The organism is Planctomycetota bacterium (genome assembly GCA_039819165.1).
GTDB lineage: Bacteria > Planctomycetota > Phycisphaerae > Phycisphaerales > UBA1924 > JAHCJI01.
The window spans coordinates 725,290-745,496 of sequence record JBCBSM010000001.1; the positions used below are offsets into that span (position 1 = coordinate 725,290).

Annotated in this window: 21 protein-coding genes; 8 read left to right on the forward strand and 13 right to left on the reverse strand. The window is 66.0% G+C overall.

Going from position 1 to position 20,207, the window contains the following annotated elements; genetic code table 11:
- Nucleotides 1–208 precede the first annotated feature (208 nt).
- The 3 genes from AAFX79_03210 to AAFX79_03220 are packed head-to-tail and all read left to right on the forward strand — an operon-like array spanning nt 209 to nt 2,944.
- Entirely contained in the window at nt 209–577 is a 369-nt protein-coding gene (locus AAFX79_03210) for a helix-turn-helix domain-containing protein (protein MEO1007551.1), read from the forward strand.
- On the forward strand, nt 571–1,872 hold the full coding sequence (locus AAFX79_03215; GenBank protein MEO1007552.1) for a type II toxin-antitoxin system HipA family toxin: 1,302 nt from the start codon (nt 571–573) through the stop codon (nt 1,870–1,872). Before AAFX79_03210 ends, AAFX79_03215 begins: the two co-directional genes overlap by 7 nt.
- Nucleotides 1,873–1,906: 34 nt before the next feature.
- A complete protein-coding gene (locus AAFX79_03220; GenBank protein ID MEO1007553.1) occupies nt 1,907–2,944 on the forward strand; it encodes a hypothetical protein in 1,038 nt (345 codons plus the stop codon).
- Nucleotides 2,945–2,962: 18 nt separating this feature from the next.
- Here the strand turns inward: AAFX79_03220 and AAFX79_03225 are convergent, their stop codons facing one another.
- Together AAFX79_03225 and AAFX79_03230 are read right to left on the reverse strand one after the other, a co-directional pair.
- Nucleotides 2,963–5,263, reverse strand: coding sequence for a terminase gpA endonuclease subunit (locus AAFX79_03225; GenBank protein MEO1007554.1), 2,301 nt, complete (start codon nt 5,261–5,263; stop codon nt 2,963–2,965).
- A complete protein-coding gene (locus tag AAFX79_03230; protein ID MEO1007555.1) occupies nt 5,253–5,492 on the reverse strand; it encodes a hypothetical protein in 240 nt (79 codons plus the stop codon). The genes AAFX79_03225 and AAFX79_03230 overlap by 11 nt, the downstream gene beginning before the upstream one ends.
- 158 nt (nt 5,493–5,650) lie before the next feature.
- Between AAFX79_03230 and AAFX79_03235 the strand changes: the two genes are divergently transcribed.
- Genes AAFX79_03235 through AAFX79_03250 form a run of 4 tightly spaced genes read left to right on the forward strand, consistent with a single transcriptional unit; the run spans nt 5,651 to nt 7,093 of the window.
- Nucleotides 5,651–5,908 carry a hypothetical protein gene (locus tag AAFX79_03235; GenBank protein ID MEO1007556.1) on the forward strand — a complete coding sequence of 86 codons (258 nt, stop codon included), beginning with the start codon at nt 5,651–5,653 and terminating at the stop codon, nt 5,906–5,908.
- Between the two features lie 30 nt (nt 5,909–5,938).
- Nucleotides 5,939–6,163 (forward strand): hypothetical protein, encoded by a 225-nt coding sequence (locus AAFX79_03240; protein ID MEO1007557.1) that lies wholly within the window; start codon nt 5,939–5,941, stop codon nt 6,161–6,163.
- A gap of 51 nt (nt 6,164–6,214) precedes the next feature.
- The gene (locus AAFX79_03245) at nt 6,215–6,730 is read left to right on the forward strand and encodes a winged helix-turn-helix domain-containing protein (GenBank protein ID MEO1007558.1); all 516 of its coding nucleotides are present in this window, start codon (nt 6,215–6,217) and stop codon (nt 6,728–6,730) included.
- Nucleotides 6,731–7,093: a hypothetical protein gene (locus AAFX79_03250; protein ID MEO1007559.1), complete on the forward strand. Its 363-nt coding sequence runs from the start codon at nt 6,731–6,733 to the stop codon at nt 7,091–7,093.
- A gap of 20 nt (nt 7,094–7,113) precedes the next feature.
- On the opposite strand, the gene AAFX79_03255 is transcribed toward AAFX79_03250, so the two are convergent.
- From AAFX79_03255 to AAFX79_03265, 3 genes are all read right to left on the reverse strand, one after another.
- Complete coding sequence (locus AAFX79_03255; protein ID MEO1007560.1) at nt 7,114–8,469, reverse strand: DNA modification methylase; 1,356 nt, start codon at nt 8,467–8,469, stop codon at nt 7,114–7,116.
- A gap of 484 nt (nt 8,470–8,953) precedes the next feature.
- Nucleotides 8,954–11,119: an AAA family ATPase gene (locus tag AAFX79_03260; protein MEO1007561.1), complete on the reverse strand. Its 2,166-nt coding sequence runs from the start codon at nt 11,117–11,119 to the stop codon at nt 8,954–8,956.
- On the reverse strand, nt 11,119–12,810 hold the full coding sequence (locus AAFX79_03265; GenBank protein ID MEO1007562.1) for a DEAD/DEAH box helicase family protein: 1,692 nt from the start codon (nt 12,808–12,810) through the stop codon (nt 11,119–11,121). The genes AAFX79_03260 and AAFX79_03265 overlap by 1 nt, the downstream gene beginning before the upstream one ends.
- 38 nt (nt 12,811–12,848) lie before the next feature.
- Between AAFX79_03265 and AAFX79_03270 the strand changes: the two genes are divergently transcribed.
- Nucleotides 12,849–13,226, forward strand: a complete 378-nt coding sequence (locus AAFX79_03270; GenBank protein ID MEO1007563.1) for a hypothetical protein — start codon at nt 12,849–12,851, stop codon at nt 13,224–13,226.
- 10 nt (nt 13,227–13,236) lie between these two features.
- Here the strand turns inward: AAFX79_03270 and AAFX79_03275 are convergent, their stop codons facing one another.
- The 8 genes from AAFX79_03275 to AAFX79_03310 form a co-directional block, all read right to left on the reverse strand.
- A complete protein-coding gene (locus AAFX79_03275; protein MEO1007564.1) occupies nt 13,237–13,644 on the reverse strand; it encodes a RusA family crossover junction endodeoxyribonuclease in 408 nt (135 codons plus the stop codon).
- A complete protein-coding gene (locus AAFX79_03280) occupies nt 13,632–14,093 on the reverse strand; it encodes a DUF669 domain-containing protein (protein MEO1007565.1) in 462 nt (153 codons plus the stop codon). The genes AAFX79_03275 and AAFX79_03280 overlap by 13 nt, the downstream gene beginning before the upstream one ends.
- Before the next feature lie 3 nt (nt 14,094–14,096).
- Entirely contained in the window at nt 14,097–14,909 is an 813-nt protein-coding gene (locus tag AAFX79_03285) for an ATP-binding protein (protein ID MEO1007566.1), read from the reverse strand.
- A 34-nt stretch (nt 14,910–14,943) separates the two neighbouring features.
- Complete coding sequence (locus tag AAFX79_03290; GenBank protein MEO1007567.1) at nt 14,944–15,801, reverse strand: PD-(D/E)XK nuclease-like domain-containing protein; 858 nt, start codon at nt 15,799–15,801, stop codon at nt 14,944–14,946.
- Nucleotides 15,801–16,121, reverse strand: coding sequence for a hypothetical protein (locus tag AAFX79_03295; protein MEO1007568.1), 321 nt, complete (start codon nt 16,119–16,121; stop codon nt 15,801–15,803). The genes AAFX79_03290 and AAFX79_03295 overlap by 1 nt, the downstream gene beginning before the upstream one ends.
- A 168-nt stretch (nt 16,122–16,289) precedes the next feature.
- A complete protein-coding gene (locus AAFX79_03300) occupies nt 16,290–16,889 on the reverse strand; it encodes a hypothetical protein (protein ID MEO1007569.1) in 600 nt (199 codons plus the stop codon).
- Between the two features lie 370 nt (nt 16,890–17,259).
- Nucleotides 17,260–19,035, reverse strand: a complete 1,776-nt coding sequence (locus tag AAFX79_03305) for a hypothetical protein (GenBank protein ID MEO1007570.1) — start codon at nt 19,033–19,035, stop codon at nt 17,260–17,262.
- Nucleotides 19,025–19,801: a hypothetical protein gene (locus AAFX79_03310; protein MEO1007571.1), complete on the reverse strand. Its 777-nt coding sequence runs from the start codon at nt 19,799–19,801 to the stop codon at nt 19,025–19,027. Before AAFX79_03310 ends, AAFX79_03305 begins: the two co-directional genes overlap by 11 nt.
- Nucleotides 19,802–20,207: the final 406 nt, after the last annotated feature.

The window sequence follows — 20,207 nt, forward strand, 5'->3', positions numbered from 1 at the left end:
GCGGGGGCCTCTCGGGTCACCTATGCCGTTCAAGAACCGACTGCACGGGTTGGCAAGGCCAAGCGTGCCGGGACCGGCAGCAGGAGGTCAGAAAAGCGCGTTCTCGGGCCTCAGGGCTGATTCCCGGCCCACTTTGTGGTGCCAATTCTGTCGCTTTATGGGCGAATTGACGATATAGTTGCCAGTATTGGCACTTTACGGACGCCCTATGGACACCCCCAAGTACATGACGGATACGGCGGCTTTAACCGCGATCGGCGAACGGATCGCGCAGCACCGCCTTCGGCTCGACTGGACACAGGCCCAGCTCGCGAAGGAGGCCGGTGTCTCCAAACGCACGGTGGTCAGATTGGAGGGAGGAGAATCCACCCAGCTGACCAACCTGATCAGGATACTCCGCGCGCTCGACCTGCTCGCCAACATCGATGAGCTGCTGCCACCGCCAACTCCGAGTCCGCTCGAACTGCTGCGATCGAAGGAGAAGCGACGCAAGAGAGCGAGCGGACGCGCAGAGTCCGATGGCGAGAAGGGATCCGAGGAGTGGACTTGGGGCGACGAGGAAGGGACTGAATCATGACCGTCGCCGAAGTCCGTATGTGGGGGCGGCAGATCGGTGCGGTCACGGTCGACGGGCCAGGTGGCGTGGCCTCGTTCCAATACACCGAACCGTTCCGCCGGAGCGGCATCGAAGTTGCGCCCTTAATGATGCCCCTCTCCTCCAAGGTCTACCGGTTCCCGGGTCTCGCCGAACGATCGTTTCACAGGTTGCCAGGAATGCTCGCAGACTCGCTTCCCGACAAGTTCGGTAACGCCGTCATCGACGCCTGGTTGGCTGCCCAAGGGCGTTTGCCATACGAGATTGATGCAGTCGAGCGCCTGTGCTATACCGGCAAACGGGGCATGGGCGCACTCGAGTTCGAACCCGCCGAGGGACCACAAGCCGATGAAGCCGTGCCTTTGGAAGTCGCGGCACTCGTGCGGCTGGCATCGCAAGTGCTCACGGATCGGGAGCGCTTCAGCACGAACTGGGAAGATGGCCAAGAAGCGGCTGCACTACGGCAGATCCTGCAAGTCAGCGCTTCCGCGGGTGGTGCGCGAGCAAAGGCACTCATCGCCTGGAACCCAACCTCCAACGAGATCCTCTCCGGACAGATCACAGCCCCCCCGGGTTTTGAGTACTGGCTCCTCAAGTTTGATGGGGTGTCGAACAACCGCGACAAAGAGCTTGCCGACCCGCAGGGGTACGGCGCGATCGAGTACGCATACTCGCTCATGGCACGAGCCGCGGGTATCCGCATGGCCGACTGTCGCCTGCTCGAGGAAAACGGCCGCCGACACTTCATGACCCAACGCTTTGATCGCACCAACGGGGGCGACAAGCTCCACATGCAATCGCTCGGGGCGCTCGGGCACTTCGACTTCAACGATGCGGGGTCGCACTCCTACGAGCAGGCGATCATGGTCATTCGGCGGCTTGGGCTGTCCATGGACGACATCGAGGAGCAGTTCAGGCGTATGGCCTTCAACATCGTGGCTCGTAATCAGGACGACCACGTCAAGAACATCGCGTTCCTGATGGACAAGAAAGGGAAATGGTCGCTATCTCCGGCATTTGACGTGTCCTACAGCTACAACCCCTCAGGGGCATGGACTTCCACTCACCAGATGTCGATGAACCGCAAACGCGACGGGTTTACACGCGAGGACTTCCGGGCCTTCGGTGACACCGCATCAATGAAACGCGGGCGAGCGGATTCCATCCTGGACGAGGTTATTGATGCGGTGAAGCAGTGGCCTGACTTCGCCGACGAGGCGAGGGTCAGCGAAAAGTGGAATAATGATATTCGCTCGACTCATCGTGTCTCGTTCTGATTCGAGCGGCGAGCTGCAAGCGGTACCATCTCTCGTGAATGCCGAAAGCATCCATCTCAGTGAAGTGGACTGGACAGAGATCGAAGCCGATCTGGTCGAGCGCGGAGCCGTGCGCGGGGCGATCAAAGTGCAGAACGTCGTATTGCCTTTCGGGCGACACGTGGTCCCGCAATTTGTGTTCATCGGAGAGAAGGCATGGCGGCCAACGATGCTCCCGATCGCCATCGTCCAAGGGGACGAAGGCCAGTTCTATTGGGCCCGTGTTGACTTCGACGTCGTATTCAATAGACCCGCCAGGGCGGACATCCTGTACACCCGACATCGCCGGCTGGCTGAGTATCCGGACGGCAGTGCCCTCTACGAGTGCCTAGTGACCGATGCGGATGCGCTTCCTCAAGAGGCAGCGATTGAACATGACGGCTTCAGGCTCAAGCTGTTCCATCACACATCTACCGAGTGTCTTCCGCTCATCAAGAAGAGCGGGCACATACGTGCCAGCAAGTGGAACTATCAGGGCAGCGCCGAGCTCGACGACAGGCACTTCATCTACTTCACGGATGTCCCTCGCTTCGAGAACGCGACGGATTTGATGAGTGTCGCCATGACAGATGGTGGCTTCACGATCGGAATGCAGTACGACGATCCCAAGCTGCCGCCCGAGATTATCGTGGTACCGGCTCGTGACCGTGCGCAGATGTCCGAGCGGATCGACTGCCTCGTCGAACCATGGCTGATCGAATCATCGCCGATGCTCTTTCACGATCCGTCGCTGCGGGGAGAGGGGATTGCCAGGTACTGGGAATTCAGCCATCCCAACATCTATCGGATCCCCGTCAAGCCTGGAACCGTCTGTGAGCTTTCCAAGTCCGGTGTCGTGAATGCAGAGTGCGTCCCGGGCTGGTTGGATACGAAACGGATGGTGGCTGGATCGGCTTTCGAACCTGGGGGCGTGCGCGCGGTGTTCGATGAGACGCCGCTGGAGCATCTCCCGATCAACATCGGTCGAGATGACCCGGATCCCTGCCCACTGAACCGTTTCCTCCGAACACCTCAGCCACCTGTCAGCCGGTGAGACCGGTTCGAAGCCCATTCACACTGATGCGCGGCGGAGCTCTGAGAGTTTGATTCGAGGCTTGCTGACGGGCTTGTGATCCGTCCCGAACAGCACCGACCCCTGCATGGACGCCGCGACCGCCGAGCCGACCAGGCAGTCGAGCCAGTGGTTGTCGAGGCCCGCGACCCGCAGCTTCCACTCGTCGACCGTCCGGCCGCGGCCCTCGGTCTTCACCCGGTACTCGCTGGTCAGGTGGTCGGCCAGCAGGCGGTGCCGTGAGGCCTCGCGGCCGAAGAGCGACAGGCAGCCCGGGTCGCCCATCGGGACCGCGAGCCGCGCGTGCGTGAAGCTCTTCCAGTAGTTCGTGTCGTAGACCACGTGCCGCACGGCCCGCTTGCCGGTCACCAGTGGCACGCGCCAGTTGAGCCCGACACGCTCACCGCGCTTGCGCTTGTAGTCGCTGAAGGGGATGCTGCTCGCGCCCACGTACCGACCGTGGCTGGGCATGACGATCCCGGCGTGGGGCGACTGGCGGCAGAACTGGTACACCACGTCCGACGACTGCCCCCAGTTCGCATCGATCAGGCAGCGCTCGATGCGCAGGTCTGTCCCGTCGTCGCGCCGCCACGCCTTGCCGAGCAGGTCGCCGGTCAGGGCCTCGAGCCCGGCGTAGATCGCGCCCTCCTGGCCCGCCCTTGGGAACTCGGCCAGCAGCGTGCGCCGAGCGTCGCGCAGCGAGAAGTACTGCTGCTTTGGGTCCGGCCACGCGCCGTAGTCGAGCACGTAGCCGGTGAAGTCGTCCTCCCAGCCCGCGACGAGCCAGAACAGCAGCTTGCCCTGCACGTCGATGAACGCGGTCGCACGTGTGCAGCCGATGGGCACAACACCCCGCGGCATGCCATTGGTCTTGGCCGCGATCTGCTCGGGCGTGAGCAGGTCGTCGTCGGCCGCGACTTCGGGCAGCGGCTCGTTCTGGTACTCGGCCCAGAACGCAGCCTCGTCCTGGAGCTTGAGGTTCATCGCGTGCTGGACGGCGCTGAGCTCGTCGTGGTTGAACCGCGCCGGCCAGGCGATCGATGCGCCGGCGTCCATCTTCCTGCGGTTCCGCTTGTAGAACGCCGTCGCCTGCGAGAGACCCCGGTCGGCCCGCAAGCCCTCGGCCCGGATCTCGGCGTACCTGGCCCACAGCGCCTCGTCGGCCGGGAAGGCATAGACCATCTTCGTCCGCTCGCCCTGCCACTGGGGATGCTTGTCGCGGTCGAGCAGCCGGTCGGCCAGGTCGTCGGGGCGGACGACGGTCACCGTCATCAGCCCCGCGATCTTCTGCCCCGGCCCGGCGAGGCCGAGGATGGCCCCGGCGAGCACTCGCTCCCGTGCTGCGCACTGGCTGGGGCTCCGGGCCGACTCGTCGGTCTGCGGGTCATCGATGAGCACGAGCGACGGGCGGACGCTCTGGCCGTCCGGACGCTTTCGTTTCATGCCCCGGATGCGTCCGGTGATCCCCGCAACGGCGATGATGGCCCCCGACGCCGCCGAGCCCTCAATGGTCGGCAGCACGATCTCCTTGGCGGTCCAACCGATGTGCGTCGGCTCGCCCCTGTAGAGCTGGCCCGAAGCCCGCTGGTGGATGCCTTCCAGGCTGCGGATCGGGTAGCACGCTTCCGGGAAGTCGTCGGCCAGCAGGTCGTTGTTCTCCAGTTCGCTCTTGATGCTCTCCAGCATCGAGGCCGCGTGCTCCTCGTCCGAGCCGATCAGACACACGAACGGCCGGGCCCCGATCAGGATGGCCCAGAGGCAGGCGGTCTCGCAGAGCGTGGTCTTCCCGCTGCCGCGCGGCATGGCCATCGCGAACAGGCCGCCCTCGAGCACCGCCGTCTCCAGTTTGGCGATCACCTTGAGGTGATCGTCCGACCACGGCAGGTGGAAGGTCTGGGGAAAGTAGGTGTCGCAGAAGGCTTTGAACGACTCGGTGCAGCGTCGCTTGCGCTCGGGGTTGCCGACCGGCGGAAGCTCGCCGATGTTCCGGCCCGAGAGCGAGAGGGCTTTGTTCCTCTCGCGGGCCCGCTCGCGCACCGCGTCGTAGCCCGAGAGTTCATGCTCCGATGGCTCTGGCTTCGGCTCGTGCCGCGTCGCCACCAGCCAGGCGGTGTATCGAAACAGGTCGACGGTCTTGCCGTCCCCAATCCGAAAACCCGCCCGCGTGCGGTGGCGGTGCAGCTGCCGCTCGTTGATCACCTCGCCCAGCGGGGTCGAGTTCAGCAGCCGGCACGTCTCCGACGGCTTGAGCGAGCGCGGGTCGATCCTCGGCTGGACAGGCTGGTTCGAATCACTCGCCACGACCACCCCCGGCGCTCATCTGCTGCACGAGCCACGCGGCGTACTGCACGAGGTTGATGCTTCCGTCCGCGTTGGTCGGCGCGCCGGCGTCGATGTCCCGCCGGAGCATGTCTTCGGTGACGGGGCTTCCGCCCACGCGGGTGAGTACCCGGGCCGCGTCGGCCGGGGACATCGCGGCCGGGTTGAGGCGCTGCGGCCCGGCGTCGCTAGGCGCGTGTTCGGGAGTCATCGCGCACCTCCCGGACCTTGCCGCCACATCGCCGCAGAATCTCGAAAACATCTGCAAATGCAGGCCAAAACGCCTTCCCTTTGGCCGGATGTCATGGCTTCATGTGTCACACGCGGGGCGGATCCCCGCGGCATAGACCACCCGAAGGAGACCACGCCATGACGACCACGAACGAAACCGCCAGCCAGGCCTACGCAAAGCGCCGCAGCGACATCGCCCGCCTGATTGACGTCCTGCAGATGGAGCTCGACGCCCACGCCAAGCGGGCCGCGCTCGCCGAGAAGCACTGGGGCTACCCGGGCGACCTCGGCCGCATCCGCGAGGGGATGATCGAGCTGGTGATGAGCATGAGCGGGATGGAGCGCGAGCGCATCGAGGACTTCCTGGCCGAGGCGGACGACGCCGACGCCAACTAAACGCACCGCACCCCGAAGGAGCAGACGACCATGAGCAAAGCACGCGACACCGCCATCAACCGCATTGCCCGCGAGGTGCTCGGCCTCGAAACCCTCGAGGCCCGCAACATGGACAGCCTCGACTTCCACGACCTCTCGGTCTGGTCGATCAAGGAAGCGCTCGAGCGGGCGTACGAGGCGGGCCGCAAAGCAGCCCCGGCAACACGAACCACATGCCCGGCCTGCAACCGGGACATTGAGATCCGACCCCTCTGAAGCCCGCTCGTTGCGGGCTTCGCTGTTTTTGGAACACGAAGGAGTACCGACATGACGAAGAAGACCACCACCAAGAAGACGACCACCAAGAAGGCCAGCAGCAAGACGGCTGCGAAGAAGGCCCCGGCCAAGAAGACCCCCCGCATGTCCGCGAGCGCCGCCCGGGCTGATGGCGCGGCGAAGACCAAGCGAGCCCGGCAGGCCAAGACCGCCCCGCAAGACCACGAGGTGCCCAGCCCGAAGGAGATCGCCAACGATGCGAACCTGGAGGCGTACGCGAAGGGCAAAGCCCCCAAGCAGCCGCGCCCGAAGAAGCCCGCGACGGATCTCAAGCCGAGCGGGCTCGACCGCGCCGCGAAGGTCCTCGCCGAAGCGGGCGAGCCGCTGGCGGCTAAGGCCATCGCCGAGCGGGCGATCGCGGCGGGCTGGACCACCAGCGGCAAGACGCCGCACGCCACGCTCTATGCCGCGATCATCCGAGAGATCTCCAAGAAGGGCGACGCGGCCCGCTTCAAGAAGACCGACCGCGGCCTGTTCGTCGCCGCCGAGCCGAAGGGGGGCCGCTGAATGTACCGGCCCGACCAAGAGCCCCGGCCCCAGCGCACCGAGTCGTTCCGCGTCGACACCGACGGCAGCCTGGTGCGCAGCGTCATACCCAGGGTCGGCTCGCCCTACGAGCACCGATGCACGATGTGGGCCTTCAAGCGCGTCTGCTGGCGCTTCGACGAACACGGCGAAGGCGACACCGTCGAGACGCTCGCCGCCGCCGCGCAGATCCCGATCACCCAGGCCGCGACGGCGCTGGCGTTCCTGCTCGAGCGCGGCATCGTCACCACCGAACGCCGGCGGAACTTCCCGGCGACGACCGATGTCCATCTCGACGGAATGACCGAGTACCACGCCCTCCGAGAGAAGGGCCCGAGCGACTGACCGCATCGCGTCCCCCTCCCTCACGCCTCGGCCGTCGCCGGGGCTTTCTCTTCGGCCACAGGGTTCGCCGGAACCCGCTCGGCTTTCTTCCCCGTGAACGCCTCCCACCGCTGCACGATTACATCGCAGTACAGCGGGTCGAGTTCCATCAGAAACCCGCGCCGGCCTTGCTGCTCGCAGGCGATCATCGTCGAGCCCGAGCCGCCGAAGAGGTCGAGCACGTTCTCGCCGGGCTTGGACGAGTACTGGATCGCGCGGGCCGCGAGCTCGACGGGTTTCTCGGTCAGATGAACCATGCTCTGCGGGTTGACCTTCTTGACGTGCCAGAGGTCGGTGGCGTTGTTGGGGCCGTAGAAGCTGTGACCCGCGCCCTCCTTCCAGCCGTAGAAGCAGATCTCGAACGCGCCCATGAAGTCCTTGCGGGTCAGCACCGGGTGCTGCTTGTCCCACACGATCCCCTGGCTGAAGTACAGCCCGCACGCCTCAAGCGGCCCCGGGTAGTTGCCGAGGTTCGCGTAGCCGCCCCAGATGTAGAACGACCCGCCCGGCTTGAGCACCCGCGCCGCGTTGCCGAACCACGCGAGCAGGAGCGCGTCGAAGGCGTCGTCGGTGACGAAGTCGTTGGCCAGCGGCCGGTCCTTCGCTCGCATCTTGCTGCCGGTTGGCTTGGCCTTCTCCGGGTGCCGAGCGAGGTCGAGCTTTTGGTGATGCGTCTGCGGCTTCCCGGCCTGCTTGCTGAACGAGCTGTTACCCGCCGCGATGGCGTTGTTGCTCCGCGGCTCGACCTTCACGTTGTACGGCGGGTCGGTGTTGACCAGGTGGATCACCTCGCCGTCGAGCAGGCGGTCAAGATCTGTGGCGCTGCTGCTATCGCCGCACAGCAGCCGGTGCTTGCCGAGGATCCACAGGTCGCCCGGACGCGTGGTCGCCTCATCGGGGGGCGACGGCACCTCGTCGGGGTCGGTCAGCCCCGCGTTCCCGCCGGCGTTGAGCAGCTTGGTCAGCTCCTTCTCGTCGAAGCCCAGCGCGGCGAGGTCGAACTCCATCGCCTGCAGCTCGCCGAGCTCGATGGGCAAGAGGTCGAAGTTCCACTCGGCCAACTCGCCGCTCTTGTTGTCGGCGATGCGGTACGCCTTGATCTGCGCCGGGCTCAGGTCCTTGGCGACATGCACCGGGGCCTTCTCCAGCCCGAGCTTGAGCGCCGCCTTGTAGCGGGTGTGGCCGCAGACGATGACGCCCTCGGTGTCCACCACGATCGGCTGGCGGAACCCGAACTCGCGCAGCGACGCGGCAACAGCATCGACCGCGCCGTCGTTGATCCGGGGGTTGTTCTCGTACGGGGTGATGTCGGCGAGGGGACGCAGTTCGATCTTCATGGCAGGAGCCTCCGTGCTTCGGGGTTGGGGATCAGGGTGAACAGGCCGGTGGACCGTCGGGCGACGTTCGCCCGTGCGGGGCCGGTTGGCGGGATCGGGGGTTGGATCGGGGGTCCGCCGCCGGGCGCGACACGGGCGGACGTGGGCAGACCCGGGGCCGGACAGGCGAGGGCTTGCGGGGCGGACCGGACAGGCGAAACAAACTCAGTCGGGGATTGCGGCTGTTCCCGCGGGCGTCGGCTGGCCACCCCCCCTGGGAAGTACCTACACCGCCCGTCATGGCCCTGCCCCTCCCGAACTCGGAGCGCGAACTTAGAGCGCGCACGCGCTTCGAGTTCCCGCGGGCGAAGCGTGAGCGCACGCCCGCGGGGGGGTATGGGGGGGTGCGCGCGCTTCGAGTTCAACTTGAAGCGCGCACAGATTTGGGGGTGAACTCTGTGCGCTCCGAGTTCGAGGCGCTCCGAGTTCAAGGGCGATCTACGGGTCATGACGAGGCCTCCCCGCCCGGCAGTGCGTAGCCCCAGCGCCCGCCCCGGCCCGGCAGGCGGACGCGCTCGATCCGCCCCTCGCCCTCGGCGATGTCCAGCAGGTCTGCCACGCGACGCCAGGACAGCCCGGGCTCGCCCTTGGCGTCCTCGCGGATCTCGGCCTTGCCGACCGGCTCGGCCGAGATGAACCGGGCGACGAACCGCTCCACGCCCCACGACGGCTCCGCGGGCTTGTCCGCCTTGGGCGAGGCGTCCTTCTTCTTACCGGGCCGCTCGTTCTTGAGCGACGCTGGGTCGAGCGTGTCGTCGACCGACCACACCGGGAAGTCCCAGCGCAGGCAGGTCGGGTCGATGGGCGGCCAGGACCGCACGGCCGCGTCGAGCACGACCACGCCGTCTTCCTCGTGCGGCCGCAGAACGAGGTGCGTGTCGGTGGCCCGGGACTGTGCGCCCGCCCCGGCCCCGACATCGGTCACGCTCTTGCCGCTCTGGCTGCCTTTGGTCGAGTGGTGGATGAGCACGAAACAGCAGCCGAGGCGGTCCGCGAAGGCATCGATGCGGTTGTAGATGTTGGCCATCGTGCCGTTGTCGTTCTCGTCTCCGCCGGCGGGCATAAAGCGGTAGAAGGCGTCGAGCACGATGACCTTGAACCGCCCGGGCTCGAGGGCCTCGAAGTACGGCGCGAGCGTGAAGATGTCCTGGAGCCGCCCGCGCAGGTTGTCCACGAAGATCCGCTCGGCGATCTCGCGCATCGCCACACCCCGGGCCTGGGCGACCTTCGGCAGGCGGTGGGCGCTGGTCTCGCGGTGCAGCTCGTTGTCGATGATCAGGACCGGCCCGGCCTCGGTCTGGTAGCGCCCGAGCCACGGCCGACCGGTGGCAACAGCGATCGCCAGGTCGAGCGTGAGCCAGCTCTTGCCGGTCTTGGGACTGGCGATCACGTTCATGGTCTCGCCGGCGCGGAGCAGGCCGTGGATCACGGGCTCGCGCAGCTGCGGGTACGCCGCGACGAGCTCGCCCACCGGCACGGGGCAGGGCTCGAGCGGCCCGGTCGCTGGCGGCGTGTCGGTCATGAACGCCGAGAGGTCGACGCCGGTCGTGTGCTCGCGCGAGCCGTAGCCCTCCGTCGCGAGCGCCGACGCCGCGGCCGCGAAGTCGCCGTGGTGCTCGAGCAGCGCGTAGACCGCGAACGGCGAGTAGCCCTTGTGTGCCTCGAACGGCGCGGCGTTGGTGCTGAAGACGTAGAAGACCCGGTCCTTCAGCGTCGCGCTCGTGCCCGCCGACTTGCCGGGCCGACGCCAGTGCTCGTTCCCCCCCAACTCCCCGGAACGGACCATCACCCACCCGTGCCGGAGCAGGATCTCGCGCGGGTCGCCCCGGTCGTTGAAGTCGTCGCCGGGACGGGAGGGGCAACTATTCGGGAATGCCGAAGAGTTGGAGGGTGCGAGACCACCGCCGATCACCGGCTGGGGCGTTTCGTCCAGCGCCGAGGCACACCCGAGCAGCACGTCCCGTTCGTCGGCGGTGATCAGCGGCGGCTCGCACAGGTCGCCCTGGACGACCTCGTAGCCCGGCGAGGGGTCGCACAGGAACAGACCGCCCTCGCCCCGCGTCTCGATGATGGTCACCGTGACCACCCACGCGCCCGACGCATCGCGCCTCGGCGCGTACTCCTTGCTGCCCACGACGACCGGCTCGTCGCTATCGACATCAATCCGACGCTGGGCGAGCTTGGTGTTGCCCGACACGGGCGTCTCGCAGCGGTAGACGACGTGCCTGCCACCCGACGGCGTTGTCTCTATGACCAGCCGCTCGAGCAGTCCCGGCGACGCCGCCTCGACCGCCTCACGCCACGCCTCGAAGGCCTCGCCGCCGCCGCCGTCCCAGTTGTCGAAGTCGATCATCTCCAGGTGGCCCGAGACCGCCCCGCACACGAGGCACATCGCGGTTGGGGACGACTCGGGGTTGAACCACGAACCCAACTCGTCGCCAGACGGCAGCCGCGTCTGGTACGGCTTCCACGAGGACAGGGCGACGCGCTTCTCCTCGCCGCGGCGGATCGCGGGCAGGGCGCATAGCCCCGCGGCCACGCAGGCCGATGCGTGCGAAGCGAGCGTGCCGTTGCGACGGGGTGAATCCGATGGGTGCGGCGCGTCCTGCATCAGAACGGCACCTCGTCGTCGCTGTAGCCGAGCGCCGCGAGGGCGTGTTCAGGCAGGTTGTCGGGATCCTCCAACCGCGGCGGCTTGTCGCCGAGCGCGTAGCCGACGATCCGCTCCCACTCGTCGCCGGGCTTCTTCTCCAGCGTGATGCGCTCGGTCCGGGCCACCGCGCCCGCGTTCGCCCACTCGACGGCTTCCTCGACCGAAGACGGGGGCGCGTCATTGGACCGCTCTCGCCACCACTGCTCGGCCTTCCGCCGGGCGAAGCCGCCCTCGGGGTGCTCGAAGCAGAGCCACTCGCGGGCCCAGCGGTTGAACCCAACGCGGTACTCGACGCGCATCGTCGGCTTGGCGAGCGGGTCGTTGCGCTTGTGGTGGACGTAGTACGCGACCTCGATGACGCGCTCGTCGCGCCGGGCCGGGCCTTCCGAGCCGGTGACGACCTCCTCGTCCGAGGCGATCGCCGCGTGCTTGACCTGCCGCGGCGGGAACTTGTGCCCGCACTCGGGACAGACGGCATACGCCGCGTGGATCAGCGCATCGCACTCGGGGCACTGCTTGGCGGGGGCTTCACCGGAGGCGTCCTTGGTGTCCGCCAGACGGATCGCGTCTACCGGGCCATGCCGGAGCACGTTGCCGCCGAAGTCCAACACCAGGCACTCGGTCTTGCCCTCGGCCAGGCGGAATCCCCGCCCGACCATCTGGTAGTAGAGCCCGGGGCTCATCGTCGGGCGCAGCATCGCCACGCAGTCGACATTCGGGGCGTCGAAGCCCGTCGTCAGCACGTTCACGTTCGCCAGGTACTTCAGCTCGCCCGACTTGAAGCGGGCGATCAGCGCGTCGCGCTCCTTGGCTGGTGTCCCGCCCTCGACGAACCCGCACTCGACGCCGTGCCTCTCACGCAGCACCCGCACCACGTGCTCGCCGTGCCGGACGCCCGAACAGAAGATCAGCACGCTGCGCCGGTCGGCCGTAGCGAGGACGACCTCGGCGCACGCCGCCTCGACCAGCCCGTCCTCGTCCATGCGGTCCTCGAGCTCGCCGGCGACGAACTCCCCGCCCCGTACATGGATGTCGCTGGTGTCGGCGACCGCCTTCCCTGCCCGGCTCTTGAGCGGGCACAGGTAGCCCTGCACGATCAGCTCGCGCACGTCCGCCTCGAAGCACACCTCGTGCAGGACGGAGTCGGGGCCGCAGATCGTGCCGGTCTTCATGCGGTACGGCGTCGCCGTCAGACCGATGACGCGCTGGTGGTCGCACAGGTCCCGCGCGTCGGCCAGGAAGCGGCGGTACATGCCCTCGCCGTCCGGGGGGATCAGATGCGCCTCGTCGACGATGACCAGGTCGAGCGGACCGAGATCGTGCGCCCGCTGGTAGACCGACTGGATGCCCGCGATCGTCACGGCGTACCCGAGATCCCGCCGACCGAGCCCGGCGCTGAACACGCCCACCGGCAGGTCCGGCGCAACGGCCTGCAGCTTGCCCGCCGCCTGCTCGATCAGCTCCTTCACGTGGGCGACCACGATCACCCGCCCGTTCCACTTCTGGACCGCGTCGCGGCACAGCTCGGCGATGACGTGGGTCTTGCCCGAGCCGGTCGGAAGCACGACGGCTGGGTTCGTATCGCTGGTGGCGATGTGGTTCCACACCGCATCGACCGCATCGCGTTGGTAGGGCCTGAGTTGGCTCATTGGAATACCCCCGGCCCGGGCGGCGTTACGATGTGACCATGCGACGCACCCTTGCCGGCCTCTGTCTCGTCTTCGCCCTTGTGGGATGCCAGCAGGCCGCCGCTCCAGATCCCGGAGGCGCTGTGAAGATCGAGGTACTCGGCTTTGCTGGATGTCCCAACACGCCGCCGTTCACCGAGCGCGTCGAGGCTGCTGCCGAGGCCGTCGGCGGATTCCAGGTGGTCTACATCGATCAAGAATCGCTGGCCGAGGACGACCTTCGCCGCGGCTATGCGACCCCGACCGCTCTTGTCGGAGGAAACGACATCTTCGGGATGCCCAAGCCGATTTCGCCGAGCATGGGTTGCCGCATGTACCCCGGCGGGTTGCCAACCGCGGATGAAATCGCCGCCCGGCTTCGGGCCTCTAAGCCATAGGTCCAATTTCCTACCGTCGATCATCATCACGCTCTCCCGGTAGCACGCTTACGCGCACGACCACCTTGCCCCCGGGCACGACCGGTCCGCGCTCGATCTCGAGCCGGTCGATCTGGCCGTCGTCCTCGTACACCCCGCCGTGCCCGAGGGCGTCGAGCAGGGCCTTCATCGCGTTGTCCAGATCACGCCGCCGCCGGTCGGGCGGGTGGGCGGTGACATGCACCGCCACCCGGCCCGACATGGGCTCGGCGGTTCGCCGCTCGAGCCGGGCGCAGACCCGCTTGCGGAACTTCCGTCCCTCGCGGCTGATGAGCGTCCGATCGCCGACGCGACGCCAGTAGTGGTTCACGCTTGGCGGGTACGGCAGCTCAACGACGAACGCGCCGTCTCCCGCCGCAGCGGCGGTCAGCGCTTCCACGGCGGCGTCCCTCCCGAGGCGGCCGCCATCGGGCGCTGCGGCGCGACGCCGGTGTCCCGCTTGGCGTAGCCCTTGATGGTGTTGGTCGGCTCGCCGTTGTCCTCGCGAGTCTTGATCGCGACGCTGACCACCACCGGCAGGTTGTGCAGTTCGACCGAGTCGCGGGGCCGCAGCACATTCACCGCCCGGCAGATCGCCGACAGCGTGCCCTTGGCGATCTCGACCGTCTGCGTGTTGGGGTGCTTGAGGGTCAGGCGGTCCCAGAGCTTGCGGCCCTTGAACGGCCCCTCCAGCACCTCCATCTCGAGTTCCAGGTACTCGCCCTTGCCGTTCTTGGTCGGCTTCATGGCGCTGGCCGTGATGGCGGCCACGTACTTGCCGGCGGGGATGGGGTCGAAGCCGGCATTGGGCTCCACGTTGTTCGCGTCGAATCCGTTCAGGTCTGCCATGGGTCAGGCTCCTTGCTGCTTGGTTTGCTGGTTGATCTCGTTCTGGTTGGCGTTCTCGATGACGACGGTCGGATCGCCCTCGCCACGCGCCAGCGCCGCGAACACGCGGTAATCCAGCGGCAGCTCGTCGGGCAGGTTCAGTCGGTTCTTGGCGACATGGGCGGGCCGCTCGGTCGTGCGGAGGATCCGCTCGCCCGTGCCGATGCCCTGCGTGCGCTTGCGGTCGAAGCCCTCGCTCTGGGTCTTCGTGTGGACGCGGTAGGTGGCGAAGAGCACTTCGTCGCACCACTCCTGGATCAGCGCCGAGGCCTGCTTCTGCAGGCGGGGCACGTAGCGGTCGTAGGTGTCGGTCTCGGGGTTGGCGAACTTCTCGATCGCGGCGTGCGCGATCAGGACCACCTGCATCCCGCGCTCGGTCCGCAAAGCGTCGAGCCCCGCCAGGACCTCGCGCCATTGCGTCAGCGCGAAGATATATCCCTTGGCGTAGCCGATGTCCTCGATCGTCTCGACGCCGCGCTTCGCGCAGACCTCGGCCCAGATCAGCCGCTCGAGCCAGTCGAGAGAGTCGATGACCACCGTCTGGTAGCCGTGCTCATCGCTGTAGAGCGCCGACAGCGCCCCGAGCACGTCGGCGTACTTGGTCGCCAGCGGGAAGCGATCGCAGTCGATGTCGTTGGTGCCCTCTTCGGTCGTGATGAAAACGGGCGTCTCGGCCATCGCGCCGAAGGTGGACTTGCCGACGCCGTGGACGCCGTAGAGCATCACACGACGCGGCATCAGCGTGCGGCCCTTCTGGATGTGTGCGAGTGCGGTCATGATCGATGGGTCTCCTTGTTGTTGGTGGTGTGGTTCAGGACTCGGTGTTGAAGGGCATGCGGTCGTACAGCCGCAGGGACTCGAAACCCGTGGGCCACTGGCCGGTCTCCCGGCAACGGATGAGCTCTTCGATGGCGCGGTCGTTCTCGGCCTGGGCAGCATCGAGGCACCGCGGCGCGATCTGCCACACGCCGCAGCGGAACGGCTCGCGCTTCTCGACCGCGATGATGTGGACGGGCAACGTGACACCGCTCACGACGGCGAGCAGCGCCCGGTAGAACGCGAGCTGGTGCAGGTACTTGAATGCGTCGATGTGCCACTCGAATGAGTCGATCGAGTCGCAGGTCTTCAGATCAACGAGCCCGCGTCCGTCCTTGGGGTTGATCCAGTCGAACCGGGCTTGGCACAGCACGCCGTTCATCCGGCCGCGGACGACGCCCTCCGCGACGCCCTCGGCCAACAGCTCGCGGGCAAACAGATGCTCGCGCACGCTCGCCGCCATCTGCTCGACCGTCGCGGCGTCGGTGTCGGCCAGCACGGGCTTGCCGCGCTTCTCGGCCCACTCGGCGAACGCCTTCGTGTTCGAGCCGTAGGGCTGCCCGGTCTTCGGATTGATCGGCCCGCCGACCGCGTACTCGGCCTCGTAGCGCCCGCGGCCCTCGAGGATCAGCGTGTGCGCCGCCCGACCGACGAGGAACGCGTGGCTGTCCCGGTCCGGGATCAGCCCCATCTCCTTGCGCCGGAACAGCAGCGGGCACGAGCGGAACTCAGCCAGCCGGTGCGAGGTCAGGCAATCGCCGCGACGGGCGTGGTAGGTCTCCGCGGGCTCGCGGATGAGCACGCTGGCGAGGCAAGAGTGGAGGTCGTCTGTGTTCTGGGGTATCGCGCTCATCAGGCGGCCACCCCCTGCGGTGCGCGGGCCTGACCGCTCCTGGGCCCACCGCAGGGCATCCGCCGGACTGCGAACCCGTCGGCCCCGAACTCCTTGATCAGGAATGCCGTGAAGATGCGGACCACGGCCGACCCGCAGGGCGAGCCGCCATCGACAAGCAGCGCAGCGCGGGGCGGATCGGCGTGGTAGGACACATCGGTGCGGGTCCGGGCCTCACCGAAGAGGCCCTCCGCGGCCAGGATCGACAGGTGCAGCGTGGCCTCTGCCTCCGCCAGAGCGGCAGGGGAGGCGAATCGGAATCGAAACACATCGGTCAACATCAGGAGCTCCTTTCACGGGCGCACCGACCGCCACCCGTGAGACCCAGCCCCTCGAGCCGCGGCGTACACCGTGGTCGAGGGGCCGGGGCCTCCGGAGGGAAGAGAGAGAACCGGCAGTCGGGGGGCGCTTCTTGGGTCACCTATGCCGCCACCGCCGCCGGTGCGCGGTCAGGCCAGCCCAAACCCGGCCGCCTCGAAGCGGGCGCGGAACCGTTCGAGGGCGTTCTGGATCTGCCGGCGGCTCACCGAAGCGCCGGATCGGCGCGACCACTCGCGCGCGGCCGCCGCCTTGCCGTGCTCGGCGACGAGCCGAAGCAGGTCCCGGTCCTTCGGGTCGAGGGTGGCCATGACCGCCGCGACGGCCTCAGCGGTCTCGGCGGTATCAAACTGGCAAGCGGGGGCGGACTGGCGGCGGCGCTGCTGGTCGGCAGGACCGAGGACCGTGCGAAGCGGGACGGCGTCGCCGTCGCACTCGACGAGCGTTCCCTCAAGGGAGATCGCCTCGTAATCGCCGCGCCGCTTGTGGCGGCCACGGAATCGCAGCTCCATCGCCACCCAGGAATCGATGGCGTTCGTGACGAACGCCTCGATGTTCCCCCGGGCGGGATCGAACAGGTGGGCCTTCTCCAGCAGATACAGCAGCATCTGCTGCGTCAGGTCGTCGCGGTCCGACCAGGAGAAGTCGGTGCGCCGGCAGAGCTGGGCGGCTTTGATGCGGATGAGGGTGGCGGTGAAGGGGTCAGAAACAATCTGGTTGGGGTTACCCATGACGGGCCTCCGAGACCGGAGGCAGCGCCTGGGGTGTCGCCATCAGTGCGCACGGATCGCGCCCGACCGTTTAGCGGCGGTTCGCGGAATCGTCGTAGACGACGACACCCGAACGGCACTGCTTCGCGGCCAGTTGCGAAGTTGATGATGGACTTAGACAACGATGATGGTCATGCACCTTGCGGTAGCCGCGACCATCGCGGAGGCCCCCGAGAGCGGGGCAAGACAGACTCTCTCTGTTGGTTGGTGTGGGTCATGCGGCTTCCGACTCCTGGCCGTTAGGTGTCGGAGGAATGGTGCCGCTTATCTGGTTTTCTAGTGGGTAGTTACGGCGTCTTCAGCGCGTCATCAAGGCGTCACTAGTGGGTAATTAGTGTGCCGTCGCTTCCGCCAGATGGGAACGGCCGCCTGGGGTAATGGCAGCCCCCGAGCGCATGCCCTTGGGATAGCACACAAAGTCCAGGTCCCGAAGTTCTTTGAGCTCGCCGCCGATGGTCTTGCGCGTGAGGCGGTGGCCCTTGGCATCCGTAGCCTCAACCATGTCAGCCTGGCTCATAAGCGATTTGGCCTCTGAGAGAACCGTGAGGAGCAGCATCTGGTTCTTGCTCAGTGGATGGGATGGGCGTGATCCGCCATCAGCTTCTGATGGCTGCGCCGCCTTGGGTAGCGCAGCTTTGTGATCACCGCCGCTCGTGCCGAAGCCAAACGCAAGCATGGATCCGTCGGCGATCTTTCCGAGATACTGGTCTTCGGCTGACGCCTGCATAGCCTCGATGATCACCGCGTTGACCTGCTCGGCATGCCGCCGATGCAGGTCGAACACGCTATCGATGACCACGGAGGGTGCAAAAGGCATGAATCGGGTGACTCGGGCCAATTCGGCAGCATACCGTTGAGCGAAGTCGGCAGAGTCTTCTAGTGCTGCGATCTCGCGAGCAAAGCCAAGAAATCTCTCAGCTATGGTTCGATCTTCGGTTCGTTTGCGGGGCTCTGTCAGTACATCGTGTCGGTAGAGTCTAGATGGCTCCAACGCGCCGCCGTCTACGCCGAGCGTTGCGAAGCGTCGCGACACGCATTGTGAACACACGCCGCAGTGCGGGCTCGCCTTGGTCGTTTCCCGAGTATGCATACAACTTACGCTGGAAGCGATCAGCTCTCCCTGCCCTTCGTGCTTGATGATCTCTACCACGTCCTGCTTCGTTTTCGTCAGAAATTCGTTCCGAACCTGGAACTTCTGCTCGAACACCGCTGACAGGAGTTGGCTGTACCATGCCAAGGTCTGGGGATGTGTCGTCCGGGTTGCCCGTGCACCGAGCTCATGCTCAGCCAGGGGGAGGTTGATGCTCACGACTCCATTCTCGAAGAAGTCGACAGCATCCAGGCCGAAGATCCTCGCCACAACCGCCCCAAGCGTGACATAGAGGAAGGATCGTGTCCGCTGAGTGTGATCCTTCTCCACCAACCCCTTCTTGTTGCACCAGACAGATACTGGCAGCGGGGCATTGCCGGACACGGAGGCTCGTTTGACAAGCTCCTTCACGAGACTCTTCTGCAGCCCAGCCACATGTCCCGCGGGCTTGTGGCTCACCATTGCAATGCGCCGCCCGGCAGAAAGCTCTTGCACGGCTCCGCCCAGGGAATCGATTCCGCCTGAGAAGAGGAGGACCTTCTCGATGCCTTCTGGATTCGGGTCACCGGAGCCGAATTCCAAGTAGTTCTCTACCGCGGGGGGTTCGTCCAGTTCACAGAAGGCGAACTCGAAGTTGTCACCGGAGATGAAGTTCAACATGCGGGACAGCAGGCCAGCAACGTCTTCCTGATTCCAGAAGTCTGGGTCACGGACAGCGATCTCCATCCGAATATCTCGGTACCACAAATCGCCGTAGTCCTGGGCCTTTCGTCCGGTTCGCCTGGACAGTTGGTCAGCGACATACACCGCCGCTGCGATCTCGATAAGATCGGCTGCTCGCTTCGGCACATTGGCCGTCAGCGACTTGGAGATCTCTGAAATCTTGATAACGACATTGCTTGCAGGACCATCTGTGATGAGTTCTGTAGCCTTTAGCTCACGCCACAGCTTCCGGCGGCTAGAGAGGCCTGCGCCGTTGCACAAGAACAGATGCGGCTTGGGCGGATCAGGAGGCATCCGCTCCTCCGAGATGCGTCAGCGCATCGCCCACCTTCTCCAAAGCATGACGGACAAAGCCAGCACTCTTCCGAGGTGTGATGCCGTCTTGAAAGTTGTGCTTGGAGTACCAAGTTCCCGAGAACTCTTTGAGCACAGACGACGCGGTTCGACAATGCGCTTCCATCGCCGATAGGAATGCATTGTGCTCGGACACGTCGGCGAACCTGCGGCCCGGCCCGACGTGGTTCGAGAGCTCCTTGCTCAAGTGATAGATGAGAAATCCGCTTGCCACACGACCGAAAAAGTCTTGGGTCAGGCGAGCGAATCCTGACTGCGTGGACAGCCGACGCAATGCATCTTGAACAGCGTCCGGCCCTGTACCGAAGAGGGTATTCGCATACTCCTGACCCAGCACCGTTAGGCTTTGAGCGGCGGCCCGCTGAGCGATCTCGCTAAGGTCCGAGCGAGTTCGTGTCATGGCCAGATGGTCATCGATGGCGTACGTGAAGTTCCCGACCAAGTCGTAGATGGTGTTGGCAATAGCGGTACCATCGCCTTGGGATGGACTGAACTCCCATGCGCTGCCCGTGACCCCAAGCTCAGCCAGGCGCTCGTTGAAGCGGTCTTCATCCCGAGCTGCCTGCGTGACCTGTGTCAGCAAGTAGAACGTATGAATCAGGCCTTCATCGTTCGCAGCACGCTCGAATCCCGCAATCGCAGCGGTGAGCATCGCGTCAGCCACCTGCGCGAGCGCAGCTTGGCCCACGCCGGGCAAACCCGTCATGCCAGCACCATCGCCCAGCATGGCGACAACGCGTCTATGCGATGGCGTAACCGGTAGGCTTTCGACCTGATGGTGGCCCATAGGGAGGGTTCTCCGCTAGAGGGCCGCCAAGCTATCTCGGACACGTCGAGGTGGAGAGGCCCTATGCCGATGTCCGAAACGGCCGCCCATGTTGCCGTCCGAATACCGGACTGCATCGGCACTTAAAGTGCAGCTCATGAGTCAGAGCTATAGCCAGGATCGGGATCACCACAGAGAATCAATGCCTATGCGAAACGCTCGCTTACACGAAGTGTCCTTATCGGAACTACGGGCATCACGCACGGTCCCCGTTGGCGCAGAAGTCGGACACCGTCTTCGGACATCTTCCAGGGTCTGGCCTCTAGCATTCCGTCACTCGATCCAG

Coding starts and splice junctions, on each gene's coding strand:
- AAFX79_03210 (MEO1007551.1), top strand. CDS start 209: ATGGACACCCCCAAGTACATGACGGATACGGCGGCTTTAACCGCGATC.
- AAFX79_03230 (MEO1007555.1), bottom strand. CDS start 5,492: ATGACTCCCGAACACGCGCCTAGCGACGCCGGGCCGCAGCGCCTCAAC.
- AAFX79_03235 (MEO1007556.1), top strand. CDS start 5,651: ATGACGACCACGAACGAAACCGCCAGCCAGGCCTACGCAAAGCGCCGC.
- AAFX79_03240 (MEO1007557.1), top strand. CDS start 5,939: ATGAGCAAAGCACGCGACACCGCCATCAACCGCATTGCCCGCGAGGTG.
- AAFX79_03245 (MEO1007558.1), top strand. CDS start 6,215: ATGACGAAGAAGACCACCACCAAGAAGACGACCACCAAGAAGGCCAGC.
- AAFX79_03250 (MEO1007559.1), top strand. CDS start 6,731: ATGTACCGGCCCGACCAAGAGCCCCGGCCCCAGCGCACCGAGTCGTTC.
- AAFX79_03255 (MEO1007560.1), bottom strand. CDS start 8,469: ATGAAGATCGAACTGCGTCCCCTCGCCGACATCACCCCGTACGAGAAC.
- AAFX79_03260 (MEO1007561.1), bottom strand. CDS start 11,119: ATGCAGGACGCGCCGCACCCATCGGATTCACCCCGTCGCAACGGCACG.
- AAFX79_03265 (MEO1007562.1), bottom strand. CDS start 12,810: ATGAGCCAACTCAGGCCCTACCAACGCGATGCGGTCGATGCGGTGTGG.
- AAFX79_03270 (MEO1007563.1), top strand. CDS start 12,849: ATGCGACGCACCCTTGCCGGCCTCTGTCTCGTCTTCGCCCTTGTGGGA.
- AAFX79_03280 (MEO1007565.1), bottom strand. CDS start 14,093: ATGGCAGACCTGAACGGATTCGACGCGAACAACGTGGAGCCCAATGCC.
- AAFX79_03285 (MEO1007566.1), bottom strand. CDS start 14,909: ATGACCGCACTCGCACACATCCAGAAGGGCCGCACGCTGATGCCGCGT.
- AAFX79_03290 (MEO1007567.1), bottom strand. CDS start 15,801: ATGAGCGCGATACCCCAGAACACAGACGACCTCCACTCTTGCCTCGCC.
- AAFX79_03295 (MEO1007568.1), bottom strand. CDS start 16,121: ATGTTGACCGATGTGTTTCGATTCCGATTCGCCTCCCCTGCCGCTCTG.
- AAFX79_03300 (MEO1007569.1), bottom strand. CDS start 16,889: ATGGGTAACCCCAACCAGATTGTTTCTGACCCCTTCACCGCCACCCTC.
- AAFX79_03305 (MEO1007570.1), bottom strand. CDS start 19,035: ATGCCTCCTGATCCGCCCAAGCCGCATCTGTTCTTGTGCAACGGCGCA.
- AAFX79_03310 (MEO1007571.1), bottom strand. CDS start 19,801: ATGACGGGTTTGCCCGGCGTGGGCCAAGCTGCGCTCGCGCAGGTGGCT.